The organism is Parabacteroides merdae ATCC 43184, assembly GCF_025151215.1.
In the GTDB taxonomy this organism is placed as follows: Bacteria; Bacteroidota; Bacteroidia; order Bacteroidales; family Tannerellaceae; genus Parabacteroides; species Parabacteroides merdae.
The window spans coordinates 557,328-574,728 of record NZ_CP102286.1 but is presented as its reverse complement, the minus strand read 5'-3'; the positions used below and the strand labels follow the sequence as shown (position 1 = coordinate 574,728).

General features: G+C 45.2%; 15 protein-coding genes. 6 read left to right on the top strand and 9 right to left on the bottom strand.

Translation table 11 applies throughout. The features are described from left to right. Position 1: 1 nt before the first annotated feature. The 7 genes from NQ542_RS02285 to NQ542_RS02255 all read right to left on the bottom strand — a co-directional run bounded on the left by NQ542_RS02285 (position 2) and on the right by NQ542_RS02255 (position 8,169). Positions 2-700, bottom strand: coding sequence for a 16S rRNA (uracil(1498)-N(3))-methyltransferase (locus NQ542_RS02285; RefSeq protein ID WP_005640156.1), 699 nt, complete (start codon positions 698-700; stop codon positions 2-4). A gap of 42 nt (positions 701-742) precedes the next feature. Then, positions 743-2,065 carry a NupC/NupG family nucleoside CNT transporter gene (locus tag NQ542_RS02280; RefSeq protein WP_005640154.1) on the bottom strand — a complete coding sequence of 441 codons (1,323 nt, stop codon included), beginning with the start codon at positions 2,063-2,065 and terminating at the stop codon, positions 743-745. After that, positions 2,062-2,691: a bifunctional nuclease family protein gene (locus tag NQ542_RS02275; RefSeq protein WP_005640152.1), complete on the bottom strand. Its 630-nt coding sequence runs from the start codon at positions 2,689-2,691 to the stop codon at positions 2,062-2,064. The genes NQ542_RS02280 and NQ542_RS02275 overlap by 4 nt, the downstream gene beginning before the upstream one ends. A 270-nt stretch (positions 2,692-2,961) precedes the next feature. Continuing rightward, the gene (locus NQ542_RS02270; RefSeq protein WP_005650332.1) at positions 2,962-3,762 is read right to left on the bottom strand and encodes a M48 family metallopeptidase; all 801 of its coding nucleotides are present in this window, start codon (positions 3,760-3,762) and stop codon (positions 2,962-2,964) included. 8 nt (positions 3,763-3,770) lie between these two features. After that, on the bottom strand, positions 3,771-4,691 hold the full coding sequence (locus tag NQ542_RS02265) for a DUF5106 domain-containing protein (protein ID WP_005640147.1): 921 nt from the start codon (positions 4,689-4,691) through the stop codon (positions 3,771-3,773). A 212-nt stretch (positions 4,692-4,903) separates the two neighbouring features. Further along, complete coding sequence (gene porE / locus NQ542_RS02260; RefSeq protein ID WP_005640145.1) at positions 4,904-6,892, bottom strand: PorE family type IX secretion system protein; 1,989 nt, start codon at positions 6,890-6,892, stop codon at positions 4,904-4,906. A gap of 56 nt (positions 6,893-6,948) precedes the next feature. Continuing rightward, positions 6,949-8,169 (bottom strand): S-adenosylmethionine:tRNA ribosyltransferase-isomerase, encoded by a 1,221-nt coding sequence (locus NQ542_RS02255; protein ID WP_005650333.1) that lies wholly within the window; start codon positions 8,167-8,169, stop codon positions 6,949-6,951. A gap of 118 nt (positions 8,170-8,287) precedes the next feature. Between NQ542_RS02255 and NQ542_RS02250 the strand changes: the two genes are divergently transcribed. From NQ542_RS02250 to NQ542_RS02225, 6 genes are all read left to right on the top strand, one after another. After that, the gene (locus NQ542_RS02250) at positions 8,288-8,818 is read left to right on the top strand and encodes a GNAT family N-acetyltransferase (RefSeq protein WP_005640141.1); all 531 of its coding nucleotides are present in this window, start codon (positions 8,288-8,290) and stop codon (positions 8,816-8,818) included. Between the two features lie 254 nt (positions 8,819-9,072). Beyond that, a complete protein-coding gene (locus NQ542_RS02245) occupies positions 9,073-10,149 on the top strand; it encodes a DUF2027 domain-containing protein (RefSeq protein ID WP_005650334.1) in 1,077 nt (358 codons plus the stop codon). A gap of 2 nt (positions 10,150-10,151) precedes the next feature. Further along, a complete protein-coding gene (locus NQ542_RS02240; protein WP_036657638.1) occupies positions 10,152-10,619 on the top strand; it encodes a CYTH domain-containing protein in 468 nt (155 codons plus the stop codon). 79 nt (positions 10,620-10,698) lie between these two features. Further along, positions 10,699-12,858, top strand: coding sequence for a S46 family peptidase (locus NQ542_RS02235; protein WP_005640134.1), 2,160 nt, complete (start codon positions 10,699-10,701; stop codon positions 12,856-12,858). Between the two features lie 398 nt (positions 12,859-13,256). After that, a complete protein-coding gene (locus NQ542_RS02230; protein WP_005640132.1) occupies positions 13,257-13,685 on the top strand; it encodes a hypothetical protein in 429 nt (142 codons plus the stop codon). Next, positions 13,682-14,590 (top strand): IS3 family transposase, encoded by a 909-nt coding sequence (locus tag NQ542_RS02225; protein WP_005640131.1) that lies wholly within the window; start codon positions 13,682-13,684, stop codon positions 14,588-14,590. Before NQ542_RS02230 ends, NQ542_RS02225 begins: the two co-directional genes overlap by 4 nt. A gap of 379 nt (positions 14,591-14,969) precedes the next feature. Here NQ542_RS02225 and NQ542_RS02220 read toward each other — a convergent pair whose 3' ends face one another. Together NQ542_RS02220 and NQ542_RS02215 are read right to left on the bottom strand one after the other, a co-directional pair. Continuing rightward, on the bottom strand, positions 14,970-16,190 hold the full coding sequence (locus NQ542_RS02220; protein ID WP_005640130.1) for an ABC transporter permease: 1,221 nt from the start codon (positions 16,188-16,190) through the stop codon (positions 14,970-14,972). A 9-nt stretch (positions 16,191-16,199) separates the two neighbouring features. After that, entirely contained in the window at positions 16,200-17,399 is a 1,200-nt protein-coding gene (locus NQ542_RS02215; RefSeq protein ID WP_005640128.1) for an ABC transporter permease, read from the bottom strand. Positions 17,400-17,401: the final 2 nt, after the last annotated feature.

The window sequence follows — 17,401 nt, the reverse complement described above, 5'->3', positions numbered from 1 at the left end:
ATTACTGATTCAACACATGTATCGTATGGCAAGCGACCAATGCCGCCGTTTCCGTACGCAAACGACTTTCGCCTAACGAAATAGGTTCGAATCCACATTTTAAGGCAAGCGCTATTTCTTCGGGACTGAAATCGCCTTCCGGACCGATCAGGACAAGTGCGTTTTCTCCCGGATGATACGTTTGTTTCAAAAGAGGTTTTACCCCTTCCTCGCAATGGGCAATAAACTTACGACCGGCAAAAGGCAGACTAACGAACGTGCGGAAATCGGTCATTCCGTTTAGTTCCGGCAAAGTCGCTTTCTGTGATTGCTTCATTGCACTGATCAAAATCTTTTCCAAGCGGGCAGGCTTAATTTCCTTCCGTTCGGAAAAACGACAGTTCAAACAAGTAATGGCATTAATACCGATCTCGGTCGCTTTCTCCGCAAACCACTCCATACGGTCCATATTCTTGGTCGGAGCCACTGCTATATGAAGATTGAAGTTCCATAAAGCAGGCTGTTCCCACTGTTCCAGAATATTCACTTCGCAATGCTTAGGATGGGCACGGCTGATTGCCGCTTTAAAAAAAAAGCCTTTACCATCCGTCAACAAAATCTCGTCACCTTCAGTCAACCTGAGTACACGAATACAATGCCCGGCTTCTTCTTCCGGAAGCTCTAGGTTCACAGCTATCTCCGGCGTATAAAATATCTGCACTTGAATAAATTAAAAGTTAAAAATTAAAAGATTTCCCCATTGTCAATTGACAATTAACATCATTCCTATTATCGTAGCCGAAAGTACCGATACCAACGCACCGGCAATCATAGCCGGAAAGCCGAAACGAGTGATCAGTTCCCTCTTTTCGGGAGCCAACACGCCCATCCCTCCCAGCAAAATACCAATAGACGAGATATTAGCAAAACCACATAAGATATAGGTAGACATTAAAATAGATTTCTGATACAGAAACAAACCGGCATCTTTCCATTCCTGTAACTGGAAATAAGCGACAAACTCGTTTAAAATGGTTTTCTGTCCCAACAAAGAACCGACCAACATTACATCCTGATAAGGAACTCCGATCAGCCACATAAAAGGAGATAAGATCACTCCCAATATAAACTGGAATGTCAGTCCTTGAGCCTTCCCGTCTGTAATGGATACAATCCAGTCATTCAATCCGGTATAGCGTCCGATCACACCCTCCAAAATATAATTGGCAAGTGCGACCATTGCTATGAATACAAGCAACATCGCTGCGATATTCACCATCAGACGTACACCCGTCGACGTACCGGCAGCCAACGCATCCAATACAGTGGAATGCTGTCCGACCTTCTCCATCTTCACCAAGCGGTCGTCAACCTTTTCCGTTTGCGGACAAAGGATTTTAGCCAGAACAATAGAACCCGGAGCAGCCATCAGCGAGGCCGAAAGCAAATGTTTCGCAAACAGAACCCTCGACACAGGATCACCTCCCGCCAACATACCGATATAAGTTCCCATCACTGTTCCGGCTATCGTCCCCATTCCGGAAACCATAACCAGAAATATTTCCGACCGGTTCATCGCCGGCAGATAATTCTTGATCAAAACAGGGGATTCCGTCATTCCCAAAAACACATTGCCAGACGCAACCAATCCTTCGGCTCCGGAAATATTCATGAAACGTCGTAGCAGCCAAGAAAATCCTCCCACTACGCGCTGGATAATCCCCCAATAATAAAATAAGGAAACCAAGGCCGAGAAAAAAATCACCACCGGAAGTGAGTTCAACAAAAAGATAAACCCTTCACTTTTAGTTACCAACGGCCCTAAAAGGAAAGCAACCCCGGACTGAGTAAAATCCATCAACTTAATAAAAGCCTTGCCCACCCATTCCAGAACAATTCCGACTACAGGGACATACAATACGGCAAGAGCAAAGACAAACTGCATAAACAATCCGCCACCCACCAATTTCCAATCGACCCGTTTCCGATCGTAACTCATCAGATAAGCAACCCCCAACACCGTAGAAATCCCTACTATACCACGTAAAAAAGACTCAAGACTAAAACCAAGTTGTTGTTCTATCATCTAGACCTGCCCTCCTCTTCACGACGCCGGATTTCATCTTTGTACATCTTTGCATACTCGTAGTTCTCATCGGCTATCGCTTCATCCAAACGATCCGACAATTCATCGACATCCAAAAGGGAAAGCCATTTTTTCAGCTTTGTTTCATCATGTATTTCCTCCGGCTCCAGAGCCAATATGGAATCATCATCCTTGTCTTTCTCCTCTGCGGAATTTTCAAGCACGACACCACATTCACGGACAATCTCAGGTGTCGTATAGATATCGCATTTCACACGCAAAGCGATGGCGATAGCATCGGAAGTACGCGAATCCAAGCGAATCTGTTTTATTCCATCCTCAAAAAGCAGTTCGGAATAAAATACACCATCTTCAAACTTATAGATAAAAACCTCACACAAACGAACACCGAATGCCTGTGCAAAAGTTGCAAACAAATCATGCGTCAAAGGACGAGGAGGCGTGATGCGTTCCAAAGCGATCGCAATAGACTGGGCTTCCGATGTCCCAACAATGATAGGTATGCGGCGAACCCCATCTTCTTCAGCAAGAATCAAGGCATAAGCACCTGACTGTATCTGACTGTTCGTTAAACCTTGCACCCGCAATTTTATTCTTGTATCCACACTATTTAGTTTTTTAGTCAATACACAAAAGTAATATTATTTCGGAATCTTAAAAACTTTCGAAAGAAAAGAAAAATACAAAGGGCCTAAAAAAAGAAAAGGTTGTCATCACGACAACCAATCTTCATTGCTAACCTTAAATCTAATACCATGAAAAACACAGTGCAAATATATAGATTTTATGTTATTCAGCATAGTTTTACGGCAGAATATTTAATTTTTTAGCATTATTTTAGCCTGCAAATCGACTGTTTAAAGGTGATTAACAGTTTATTGCTGATTCTTTGTATATTCATCCGCTTTTTCTTTCATCCTTTTGACACGCTTTTGTGTTTCGGGATGACTCGAAAACAGTTGGCGGAACTTAGATGATTTGGGAGCTTCCACACTTAATTCCAAGAGTTTATTAAGCGAATTATACATACTATAAGGATCGATACCGTTCGCGATACTGAACTCAAAGCCATAATCGTCTGCCGCATTCTCCTGCTTTTGCGAATACTGTGCACTGGCAAGCGTTTCGGCCAAACTCCCCAATTGCGAATCGGTCAGCTTGGCAACCGTATTGTTGGCAGCCCCGACAGCATTCTTGGAGGCCGAAGTCAGATAAGCCTGCTTCATGGCGTCTTTCGAATCCGTATGTAAAACATGACCGATCTCATGACCGATAACGGCCAGCACTTCATTATCATCCATAATCTTCATCAAGCCTCCACAAACACGAACGCTTCCGTCGCCGCAAGCAAACGCGTTCACGTCGATCACATTATACACCTTAAAATTCAGATCGAGACCTTCGACCTTGATATCTTTCGTCAGATTTGCCAAACGCTGTCCCATCGCCGTTTCCGGTCCGGCAATCTCATTATGCGTATCCATCCACTGGATATACTCGCGAGCCATGGCAGCCACGTCCTCATCCGACAAAGTCACCGCTTTTGCTGCATCGGATGCTGCATTCACTAATTTTTTAGTATTGATGGATTTACCTCCGATTTTAAACTGAGCCGAAACATTCAGGCTGACTCCGGCAACTAAAACCATTGATAATAAAATAGTCCTTACTTTCATATCGTTTGTTATTGTTTTAAATAATTCTCTACCTGATTAAATGTCACATCCTTCAATACAACTTTTTTATCCTTGTCCAACAGATAAAGGGTCGGTATCGCTTTCAGATCATAAATCTCATCATTTTTCAAACTCACCGTACTGTCATAAGAATTGATCCAGCCTGCAGGCATATAGGAAATATGTTTTTTCCAGGCCTCCAAATCCTCATCCGGGTAAACAGCCAGGATTTTAAGCTTGTTATTCTTGATCCACTCCGTCACAAACGGCGAAGCAGCGAGCTGATCCGTAATTTCCTTACAGGCATGGCAATCCGGATTATAGAAAAACAAGAGTAGACAATCAGCTTTCGTACGATACAAAGTTCCTTTTTTACCGTCCACCAGCGTGTACGTGAAATCTGTAGCCGGTTCTCCCACCCTGTTCTTAAGAGCTAATTCGAGCAAATGGGCCGGACGTATTTTACTGACTTCATCCAGAAACGGAGCTTCCAATACAGCATCCAATACATAAATATACAAAGACTCATCCCTCATGGGAGAATTCGGATCATAAAGATATTTTTCATACAGGCCGGAAAAATAGACGAACATCGAACTATCGGTCGACGCTTTACTCATCATCTCTTTGATAGAAGAAGCAGCCACTTTCGCCGGGACATATTTCATCATATCGATATAATTGGAAGTCGCTTGCTCCGTAATTTCCGGGAAATGAATCAGAGTTGTATCCGTAAAATCGAACTTATCCCAATAATGTTTTACCAAGTAAGCGGCGCGTTCTTCCGGTTCTGTAATGACACTGGGAACAGAAACCATTTGAAAAGTATGTTCTTTCGTGTTTCCTGCTTCCGTTTTCTCCACCTGTTGGCCGTTGCAGTTGCAAAAGATCAATATAAAAAATAATAGGTAAAGTATTCTTATCCTCATAGTATCTTGTTTTTATTCCCGCAAAGATATGATTTATCAGCAATTAAAAAACCAGAGAAACAAATAATTAACGGTCTTATGGAAAAAAGTAAGAGGTTATCCGAAAACCGACTGGCTCATTCAGAAAAAAATGTCGGTGTTCTGTAGATAACCTCTTACGAGCTACAGGTTAAAATTCGAGGTACCTTATATTTTTTTACCTTATCGATAAATCAAAATAAATTATAGTTCGTCCGCAAGACTTTAAATTCCGTCCGACGGTTTATCTGATCTGCAATCTCTTGCTGCTCAGGAGTCATTCTTTCTATGAATTCTTCGGTCAGGACATCTCCTTCATTCAGGAAATCATAATTCTTGGCCATCCTCTTATTGATTGCTTTAGGAACACTTTCGCCATACCCTTTAGCCTCAAGTCGGTCTTGGGCAATTCCTCCGGCAATCAGATAGTCGACAACCGACTGTGCTCGCCGCTGCGCCAACCGTTCGTTGTACTGCTCCGAACCTTTCCGGTCAGTATGCGCTCCTAACTCGATCGTGACGTTCGGATTATCGTTCAGAATCTTGATCATTTCGTCCAACGCCTTCTTTGATTCCGGACGCAAAGTCGCCTTGTCGAAATCATAGAAAATATTTTCGATCACGACAGGTTTACTGATCGGGGAAAGGAAAAAGTCCACGATATATGTTTCGTTCTTCTCCTCCGGCCCTGTTTTCAACTCAAAATTCTGATTCAAGTATCCACGTGCGCTTGCCATCATCACATAGCGGATATCACGTTCCAGTTCAACCCTGTACTTACCGTCTTTCTTTGCCAAAACTTTTTCGTTCAAACCATCCCTTCCGACAATACGGACCGTAGCATCTTCTATCGGGTTCTCGTCCACATCCGACACGATACCTTCGATAAAGATAGTGATAACCGGCAATTCGAAAGAATACAAATGGTCATATCCACGCGCATCATTGCGATTGGAACTAAAAAAGCCACTTTCTTTATTTCCGGCAAACGTGATACCGAAATCATCGCCGGACGAGTTGATCGGCGCCTTCATATTCTCGACATTCCACTTGCCCGTGCTGTCCAAGGTTGCTTTGAAAATATCCAACCCACCCATTCCCGGATGTCCATCGGAAGCAAAATAAAGCGTTACGGAATCCCGCACATAAGGAAACATCTCATCACCAGGCGTATTAATATCAGGCCCCAGATTTTCCATCGATCCGAAGTCACTGCCCACGACACGCGCCCGAAACAGGTCTTTGCCTCCATAACCACCTACGGCATCCGACACAAAATACAGATACTTGCCGTCCGGCGATATCGAAGGGTGGCCGAGAGCCGTCACCGAATCTTTTACGATATTCGCCCTGGTTCCTTTTCCCCATTTGGCACTGCTGCGGGAAGATATATAGATTTCAGAAGTACGCGGCCCTTCCGGATCCTGTGCGCAATAGGTGTAATACATCGTATTCCCGTCTTTGGAAAAAGAAGGCGTTCCCTCGTCAAACTCGGTATTCACCTCGTCTTCGAGTTCGACCGGAGCCAACCAAGCTCCATTCTCGTCCTGCTTTACCAGAAATAAATCGTTGTTACGCTGTCCGGTGATGGCACTATTCGTTTCTTCCTTATCTTTCCCGGCTCCTTTCGGGGCACGGGTAGAAGCAAAATACAGTTGATCGTACTTTTCACCGTACAACATCGGACTGAATTCGGAACGGCGGGAGTTAAACTTGTCCATCCGCTTCACCGTATAGCGGGTCGGCGACTGTTTCCATTTCACGGCCTCCTCGCAACCGGTCACGCCGTTAAAGGCCAATACGCTGCCCGGTTCCGCCAGCAGGTAGTCGTTGTAATATTTGACTGCTTCCCCATAACGTCCGCTCTTCTGGTACATCTGTCCCAAGCGAAGATTCACGATACTGTCCGGATACTTATACCTGAGCGCGTTCATATAAGCACTGGTCGCACGCGGTGTATTGTTGATCAGACGGTTACACTCTGCCATCCTGAAAGCGATATATCCACGCAAGTCTCGCTTGGCAGGAGGAGTCTTCGTATATACTTTCCGGTAAATGGCCGCCGCTTCAAAATATTCGCCGATACGCTGCTTCTCTTCCGCATCGCTCAACTTCGCTGATTTACAGGAATACAGAAAAGACGCAGCCAACAACAGGAACAAATATGGGGTAAATTGTCTCATTTGCTATAATCTATGTTTTATATAAACAGGATTATGTACTATTTATTGTATGATCATTACAACAACAGCGAGCTGTCCCCGTAACTCAAAAAACGGAAATCATGCCTTAAGGCATAATCATAAATATTTTTCCAATTTCCTTTCACAAAAGCGGATATCAGCAACAACAACGTGCTTTTCGGCTGATGGAAATTGGTCACAATACCACGTACGATCTTGAACTCATAGCCTGGAGCGATAATGATCCGGGTAGCCGTCACCAACTTGTCCGCCTGGTGTCGGTCCAGATAATCCAAAATATTTTGCAAAGCTTCATCAGCTGTCAACCTGTTATTCGTCTCTTCGTAAGGCATCCATTGTTTGACGATCAGTTCATCGGCTGTGGCATCCGGATTCGAAGCCAACGTGACACCCATATAATAGAGGCTTTCAAGCGTACGGACCGAAGTCGTGCCGACCGCAATAATCTTACCGAGGTTATTCTTGATCCGTTCGATCGAACTCCGACGCACCGAAATAAATTCGGTATGCATCTCATGCCCTTCGATCGTCTCGCTTTTCACGGGTTTGAACGTCCCGGCTCCGACATGGAGCGTCAGTTCTTCCCGTCCGATTCCCAGAGCATCGATAGCAGCCAGAACTTCCGGTGTAAAATGCAAACCCGCTGTCGGGGCGGCCACCGAACCTTTTATCTTGGAGTAAACCGTCTGGTAGGTCTGCAAATCGCTTTTCTCAGTTTCGCGATTCAAATAAGGAGGAATCGGCAATACGCCCGCTGCATCTAACAGGTCAGCAAACGTACAAGTCGGATGATCCCACGTAAACTCGATGAGGTAGCTGTCCCCGCAGGTCTGCAATTTTTCCGCTTTCAGTATAACAGTCTCACCGTCGAGCTGCACCTCCTTCTTCAAAAGTCCTTCTTTCCATTTCTTCAGATTGCCGACCAAACAAGTCCAGCGGCAACATTCAGTCTGTTGAAAAACCAAAGCATAATCATGCGGCTCGACCGGCTCCAGACAGAAAATCTCGATCTTCGCCCCTGTCTCTTTCTGAAACAGAAGACGTGCCTGGATCACCCGTGTATTATTGAATACCATCAGAGAACCCTCCGGCAAATAATCCGTAATATGCTTGAATATACTCTCGCTGACTTTTCCTTCCTTATATAATAAGAGCTTCGATTCATCCCGTTTGGGTAACGGAAACTTGGCGATCCGCTCGTCAGGCAGCGGATAATCAAAATCTTCGATGCGTATCTGTTGCGTCTTTGTTGTCATGACTTTTACTATTACAGGCTCTTTTAATCGAACCGGATTGCAAAAGTACAAATTTATTGACATTTTGTCGTATTCTTCTTATCTTAGCAGAAAATTATAAACCTAAAGATATAAACCGATGGATTTCAATATCAGACAAGAACAGATAAAAGACTATGAAGCAGTTCATAAAGTAGTAGAACTCGCTTTCAGAGATATGGAAGACAGCGACCATAGCGAACCTTTTTTAGTAGATCAACTACGTCAAACAGACGCTTTTATCCCAGAGCTTTCATTGGTTGACGAGGTTGACGAAGAAATTATCGGCCATATCCTGATGACAAAAGTCGAAATCGTTTCAGAAAACAAATCCGTCACCTCTTTAGGGTTAGCTCCCGTTTCAGTTCTCCCTGAATATCAAAATCGGGGGATCGGATCAGCCTTGATCCGTGAAGCACACAAACGAGCCACCGAACTGGGATACGGTTCTGTCGTCTTACTAGGACATAAGGACTACTATCCGAGATTCGGCTATAAACAAGCCATAGACTTCGGCATCGAATTTCCTTTCGATGTTCCCCACGAATATTGCATGGCAATCGAATTGCGTCCGAAAAGCCTTAAAGACGTACAAGGCATGATCCAGTATGCCAAACCATTTACGGAATAACCGAGAACAGAAAACAGGGAAAAAACTATCCGTTTTCATATTGCATGGAGATCAATATCCCGAAAGAACTCAAAAAATAAATACGAATAGTCAAAAACCCTTTCTGCTTTATAAGCGGCTCTTGAAGTTCCAAACCGTTTCATAAGATGAAACTTTTAGTCGGCAAGTGCATTCACCAGAAAATATCAACAAGAACAGGTATTACTCTTCAGGATTTACTACTTTTGTAGCAAATAACAAAAGTAAATAGAATGATGAGTAACATAAAAGTAGGAGACAAAGTGCGTTTCCTGAACAGCACCGGTGGAGGTGTCGTTCGTAGTTTCAAAGGGAAAGATCAAGTTTTGGTGGAAGATGAAGACGGATTCGAAGTACCGGTATTGATCCGCGAATGTGTAGTCGTAGGAGACAGCGAGATGCAGGTACACAGCTCCCGACGCTCACCACTGCCTTCCGTGACACAGGCTGCTGTCCCGCAACCTAAGAAACCGGAACCTCAACCCGAAGTAGAAAAGGTAACGGAAACCATAGAAGGCGAACGGCTGAACATCTATTTGGCTTACCTCCCGATAGAGCCTGCCAAAGTGATACAGGGAAACGGCTATGAAACCTATTTTATCAATGACAGCAATTACTATCTGTTTTTCAACTATATGAATCGCCAGAACAATAGCTGGATCAGCCGCTATAACGGCATTGTGGAGCCGAATACACAGATCTTCCTGGAAGAATTCGGTAAAGAAGAGTTGAACGACTTGGAACGTATTTGCGTACAACTGATCGCTTTCAAAAAAGACAAACCTTATTCATTGAAGAATGCCATTTCGGTAGAACTCCATCTCGATACGGTCAAATTTTACAAACAACACTGCTTCATGGAAAATGATTTTTTCGATGAAGATGCAATGGTATACCCAATCGTACGCCAGGACATCCCCGAAAAAGAATTACTGATCTCTGCTGCCGAACTCCAGCAAGCCATGCAGCAGAAGGTGCACGAAGACCGCCGTGTCCCCCAAACGATCGTCAAGAAGAAAGTAACCGACAGCTCAATTCTGGAAGTGGACCTGCATATCACCGAACTGCTGGACAACACCAACGGGCTGAGTAATGCGGATATGCTGGATTACCAGTTGGAGAAATTCCATGAAGTGCTCGCCAAATATGCCGCCAACAAAGGACAGAAAATCGTCTTCATCCACGGTAAAGGTGACGGGGTACTGCGCAAAGCAATCGAGAAAGAACTGAAAACAAAATACAAACAATATTATTACCAGGATGCCTCTTTCCGTGAATACGGCTTCGGGGCGACGATGGTAACAATCAAATGATCATGGCGATTGAAATTGAAAGGAAATTTCTGGTAAAAGGGGATTTCAGCAAACAGGTTTCCAAATCCGAACGTATCATGCAGGGATATATCTGCTCACAACCCGGACGGACGGTACGGATACGCATCCGGGGGGAAGAAGGATTCCTCACGATCAAAGGTGCATCGGACGAGAATGGGTTGAGCCGCTACGAGTTCGAGCAGAAGATACCACCCGCGGATGCGGAAGAACTGTTGAAACTCTGCGAACCCGGTATTATCGACAAAGTACGCAATCTGGTCCCTGTCGGGAAGCACACCTGGGAAGTCGACGTCTTCCACGGCGACAACGAAGGACTGATCTTAGCGGAAATCGAATTGGCTTCTGAAGACGAACCTTTTGAACGGCCGGACTGGGTCGGACACGAGGTCAGCGGAGATCGTCGTTACTACAACTCGATGCTGACAAAATATCCGTACAAACAATGGTAAGATTTATGATTTCAGATTTATGAAGACGATAAAGTCATAAACCTGAAATCATAATTTATAAATCACAAATCATAAATCAATGAACAAACTCATCATCTCCCTCGCGGCAGCCATCCTGTCGCTACCGGTAGCAGCCGATGAAGGTATGTGGCTGCTGCCTCTACTGAAAGGACAAAGATTCCCAGAAATGCAAGCTTTGGGACTTAAATTGCAGGATTATGATATCTATAGCCCCGACTCAGCTTCCTTGAAAGATGCCGTCGTCATTTTCGGAGGCGGTTGTACGGGCGAGATCGTTTCGCCGGAAGGATTGCTCCTGACCAACCATCATTGCGGCTACGGTTGCATCCAGCGCCACAGCACGCTGGAACATGACTACCTGACAGACGGCTTCTGGGCCATGTCGCGCGATCAGGAACTTCCGAACCCCGGCATGACCGTCACTTTCATCGATAAAATAGAAGACGTGACTGACTATGTGAAAAAGGAACTGGAAAAAGATACCGATCCTAATAGCATGAACTTCCTATCTCCGAAATTTCTGAACGGACTGGCAAAAGCAAAAGTCGGAGAAAAGTTCCTGCAGGACAATCCAGGCACAGAAGTTGAGATAAAGGCGTTCTATGGCGGCAACCAGTATTTCATGTTCACAAAGAAAATCTATTCCGACATCCGCCTGGTAGGAGCTCCTCCCTCATCGATCGGAAAGTTCGGCGCAGATACCGACAATTGGATGTGGCCGCGCCATACGGGCGACTTCTCCGTCTTCCGTGTCTATGCCGATGCGAACGGCAATCCGGCTCCTTACTCTGACAAGAATGTCCCGCTTCGTCCGAAACGCTGGTTCAAGATCTCATTGAAAGGCGTCCAGGAAAATGACTATGCCATGATGATGGGATTTCCCGGCCGTACCAATAAATATTATACTTCCTGGGAAGTGGCGGAACGCCGTGATATTGACAACACGATCCGTATCCACATCCGTGACTTGCGCCAGAAAGTCATGTTGGACGAGATGTTGAAAGATCCAGCTGTCCGGATTCAGTATGCCAGCAAATATGCAGGCTCAACGAATGCTTACAAAAATGCGATCGGTAGCAACTGGGCCATAAAAAAACGTAATTTCGAACAAATGAAAAAGGAGGAACAGGACAAACTGATTGCCTGGTCCAACAAAATGTGCGAACCGAGCTACCCCGATGCCCTGATGGCGATCGAACAGATCGTATCGGACCGTAAAGACCTACGTTTCCGCAGTTGGATGTTGGATGAAGCGATCCTGCGAGGAATTGAATTTACAAGTGTGCCAACCCAAATGGATATGGTCATAGAAGCCTTGAAAGGGAAAGACAAAAAAGCCAAACAGGAACAACTCCGGCTGTTGGAACGGGCTTATCATGGATTTGCCAACAGCAATTACTCGGCCGACGTAGATAAGAAAATCGCCAAAGTGATGCTGAAAGAGTACCGCAGCCAAGTCGATCCGAAAGCACAACCGACCTATTTCGAATTAATCGACAAGAAGTTCAAAGGAGACACAGACCGATTCGTCGACTATCTGTTCGAGAAATCCATCTTCGGCAGTGAGGATAATTTCAATAAATTCCTCTCTCGTCCGTCTGTCAAAGCACTGGAAAACGACCCGATGATTCTTTTTGCCAAGTCTGTCCGTGCAGAAGAAGCCAATCTGAAGAATGCGTTAAAAGAATTTGAAGATGGGTATGCAATGGCTCACCGTAGTTATGTAAAAGGTTTGCTGGCCATGTACGGCGATCGTGCCAATTTTCCCGACGCCAACTTTACCCTGCGCCTCACCTACGGACAGGTAAAAGGGTACAGCCCGCGCGACTGCGACTACTATGGCCATCAGACAACACTGGACGGAGTGATGGAAAAAGAAGATTCCACCAACTGGGAATTCGTAGTACCAACCCGCCTGAAAGAACTGTATGCTGCCAAAGATTTCGGACGCTACAAAACTTCCGACGGAAAAATGCCAGTTGCCTTCAGCACAACCACCCATTCGACCGGTGGGAACTCCGGTAGCCCTGTGATGAATGCAGACGGTGAATTGATCGGTATCAATTTCGACCGCAATTGGGAAGGAGTCGGCGGCGACATCCAATATCTCCCCGATTACCAACGCAGTATCATTGTCGACATCCGCTACGTTCTCTTCATCATGGACAAATATGCCGGAGCGGGATATTTGTTGGATGAGATGGAAATTGAAGAATAACTTTACACCAAGAGAGACTTGGCAGATCATAACGCTATGCATTAACTACCCTAACTCATAAAGATAACACTATGCTTTATGGGTGTTATATTTTGTTTTTCATAAAACAAACTGTCGGCAGCATTCTCAAAAGGGTATAGGCTATTTCCGAAAAGCCTATACCCTTTTTATCATCTCCCTATAGCCTGTCCTCGTATAGGTCATAGGCTATATTTTTTCACCTTTAGGCTATCTTCCAAGGGACAGGAAACCTAATAAAACGACTCACGACTACTTTTGAATAAATGTTTTCGACAACTTTATGGTTTACCATTCACCTTCTAATCATATGCTTTGTTTAACAAGGCTTATGGAATGTCTCGTCCTGAAATAGGTTGACTTCATAAAAGTCAACAAAGATGAAAAAAGAGAAGTCATTGACTCGTCGCAAGGGTGAACCTTATCCTTTGGAGATTCGCCTAGCAGCTATAGGTGAATATCGCTTAGGAGTAAGCCGTAAAGAGATCGCCTTTAAATATTCCATAAGCGACCCTACGGTAATATCGCATTGGATTCGTAAATTTGAGGCAAAAAGACAATCATCAGTGTCAATAAAACCACTGAAACTCAAAAAGCGATCAATAAAAATGACAGAAAACGAATCGGATCTTTCCAAACGGATCAAAGAACTGGAACGCGCCCTCAAACAAAAAGAGTTGGAGTTAAAGGATAAAGAGAAGGAACTGAAGCATGAGCAAGCTCATCGCCGTGCGATGGAAATCCTAATAGAACTAGCCAATGAACACTATAACATCGATATCCGAAAAAACTCTGGCACCAAGCAGTGAAAAGGCTTCATGACAATCAGCCGGAAATAAGTATCCCTGATTGTTGTTCGTTGTTTGGGTATAGCAAGCAAGCCTATTATAAGAGAGAAAAACAGTTACAATCGGAATTGTTGTGTGAGGAAATAATCCTTAAAATGGTAAACAGCCTGCGTCAGGACCAACCGGTTTTAGGTGGTCGTAAGTTGTATCATATCCTAAAAACCAAGATACATCCTGATTTGGATATAGGGCGCGATAAGTTTTTTGACTTGCTACGCGACAATGGTTTGTTGATCAGACATTCCAGGGTTTATCGGCCGGTAACAACTCTGTCATGGAACCGTTTTCATAAGTATCCAAATCTGATAAAAGATTATGATCCGCTATCAGCCAATCAGTTATATGTAGCTGATATCACTTATGTCCGCAATGTCGAAGGGAGATTCTATTATTTGAGTTTGCTCACAGATGCATACTCCCGTAAGATTGTCGGTTGGGCCCTGGAGGATTCCCTGGAGATGTCCGGTCCGATAAAAGCGTTGAATATGGCCTTGGAAACACTTCCCCCGGGAAGCGATCTGATCCATCATTCGGATAGAGGAGTACAATATTGTAGCAAAGATTATATCTCAATTTTACAAGGCATTAAATGTCGTATAAGTATGACAGAAAACGGAGATCCCAGAGAGAATGCAATAGCTGAACGTGTCAATGGAATATTAAAAGAAGAATGGTTGAATAAAGAAATGATAACAACGCTCGGCCAGGCTCGGGATATAGTGAGGAAAGTGATCGATATTTATAACACCCGGCGCCCTCACAGTAGTGTGGAAATGTTGACACCTGAAGAGGCGCATGCGAAGAAGGGGCCTTTAAAAAGAAAATGGAAAACTATTTATAAACGTAAACAAGCTATTCTTTTATGAACAGGATCAAACTGATATATTTGCAACAAAATAGAACAGAGACCGGAAACGCTCGTCGGGACAGGTGGCCCTGCCCCTTGCCGCTTGGGCGCTCCCCGGCCGATGAGTTTGGCTGTGAAAAGCCCCCTGTCCTGTAGTGAAACAGGATAAGGTAACTTATTTTAGGATTAAGAAAGGATTGTCTGTTTTTTTACATTTATAGACAACCTATAACAGGATTTTTTTAATACACAGTCAACCAAAATCAGGACGAGACATGGTGAAGGTAATTCGTAAGAGTGAAGGAGGACATGAGCTTATCTTCATCTCTTAAACCTTTATGAAACAAAAGGTACAAGCAAAAGGTGACAACAAAAGCTATCAGTTACACCTGCAAAAGCTATGACTTATGGGATGAAAAGTCATCGGTTATTACCAGAGAAGTACCTTTTGCCACCGCTTTCCGGATATTATACCTATAAACCAAACATGCCGTCACAAAATAAAATATGCACTGTACCCACAAGATAATATATTCGGGTTGTATCTCGCTCATCGAAGCCCCCATCGAGTTCAGCTTGACATAGGCCATTGTCGCCGGGGCTGCCGGGATGAGATAATGCACCAATTTCCAATACCAAGGCATCAGTTCCATCGGGTATGAGACACCGGAAAGAAAGATGAGGCCGACAGAAAAGAAGGCGATCATCAGAAGCGGCGCATCGGAGTCCGTAAAGAACAGGGACGCCGTAAGCCCGAAAAAACTAGTCGCCAACAAGAAAGGAATCATCAGCATAATGACATATAGCGGGTTGCCGATATCTGGGAGGCCGAACATCAAGGGGATCAACCCTAATAGGAACAAAGCGAAAACCGCATACAACATACCATAGACAAATGTCTTGCCGATCACAACCTGCGCCATCCGTTCCAAAGAGAGGTTCACAGGATTGCCGGCAAAACGGACAATCAAGCCGCTATGCCGTTCGTCGCCACTAATCATAGCGATCACCATCATCAACGTCTGGAAGATGATCACGACCAGAACCGAAGGAATCAGGTAAGTTCCATAACCCTCAGTCGGGTTGTAGAGGGCAGTTCCGACCACCTCGACTGCCTGGGCAGAGGCTAGCTTCGTGGTAGCCTCCTTAGGCAGGAATACCAACATCTCCGGCCGGTAGTCATCGTTCAGCGCCAACATGGAGGCGGCCGAAGCTTCCTGCATGGCAAGGTAGTAAAGGAAAGCACTTGTCGTCTCGTACATGATGAAAACAGACTCTTCACCACGGGCAACACGATCTTCGAAGTCATCCGGCAGATAGAGAATACCAGCCACCCTGCCCGACTTCATCATATCCTGGGCTTCCGGATAACCGGTAGCCGTAGTCACGACATTGACCTGCGGGGTAGCGTCAAGCAGGCGGACATAGTGGCGGCTCAGTTCACTATGAGAATGATCGACAACGGCAACCGGAACTTTACGGACCAAGTCGGGAGCGTACATATAATTGTAGAGCAAGCCGTAAACAAAGATGCCGCCCATCAGTACAAGCAGGATGGCATAGCTGCCGGCAATCGTCTTGAACTCATCGTGTATAACAGATATTACCTTCATATTCATATTTCTTTTTTAAGAGACGAGATGCCTCCACATCTCTTCGTTCACAATCGCTTTCTTCAGACGAGGCAACATCAGCAGCGCAGGAAGAAGGAAGCAGAGCAGCGCAACGTAATTCATCCAAGTCCAAGCAAAGCCGTAATCCCCATAAAGCAAGTTCTGATATATCTCAGTGAAGTGGCGAACAGGGAACAAGTAGGAGGCATAATGCACCGGAGCGTACATTGAGGGCACGGGAAAAGTCACCCCTGACAGCGTTGCACCGAGCGAACCGACCATCGACACGATACTGATAATGATACTAAGCACGGGAAAAACGGAAAAGATGAAGACCGCCAACGCTTGTGTCGAGACGACAAACAAGATCGCCGTTAGGTTGAGCGGCCAGAAACCGCATGAGAACGGTATGTGCATAAGGCCGAACATGACGTAGTTCGCCAATATGCTCATCAGGCTAAAGATAACGGTATAGGGCAACAGCTTTCCCACTACCGCCGTCATGATATTGCCGCCTGCTGTTGAGAGCCACTCCGCCCCTGTCCCGAACTTGACCTCACCACCAATAACATAGACCGTTGTCAGCAGGATAATGACCTGGAAAAGGATAAAGAAGAAAGGATTGCTCAAGTAGACCGAATAGTCCAGATCGGGATTGAACAGAGGATGACTGCTCGCCTTGACGGGGAGCAGAAAGGTGGCAACCCGCTCCTCCCCGATACCCAAGGCGGTGGCTTGCATTACGACCGGAGCCATCGAAAGTTGACGAAGGACGGCTTCGAAAGCGCCGCGCACCTCACCGCCTACGCTCAGAAGAGCATAGTGGTAGTAGTAGGCAAGCGTCGCCTGCCGTCCGGCTATGGCATCAGCCGTGAAGCCGGTGGGGATCACGAGGTAGCCGTATATCTCTTTCGATTGGGTAGCACGCCGGGCTGCCGTCTCGTCGACATAGCGGTGTGTTACCTTGAAAGTGGGAACGGCTTCGACAGTCCGCACGACTTCCCTCGACATGGAGGTATTGTCTTCATCGACGACACCGACGGGTATGTTCTCCATCTGTCCGTTTCCGAAGATCGTGGACATGAAGAAGATACAGAACAGCGGCAGCACGACGCACACCCCGAAATAGAGACGTCTCGAGACCATCCGTACAAGTTCTCTTCGAAAAACCCGAACAAATTGACAATTCATCACACTATTCTTAAAATTGTTCATTA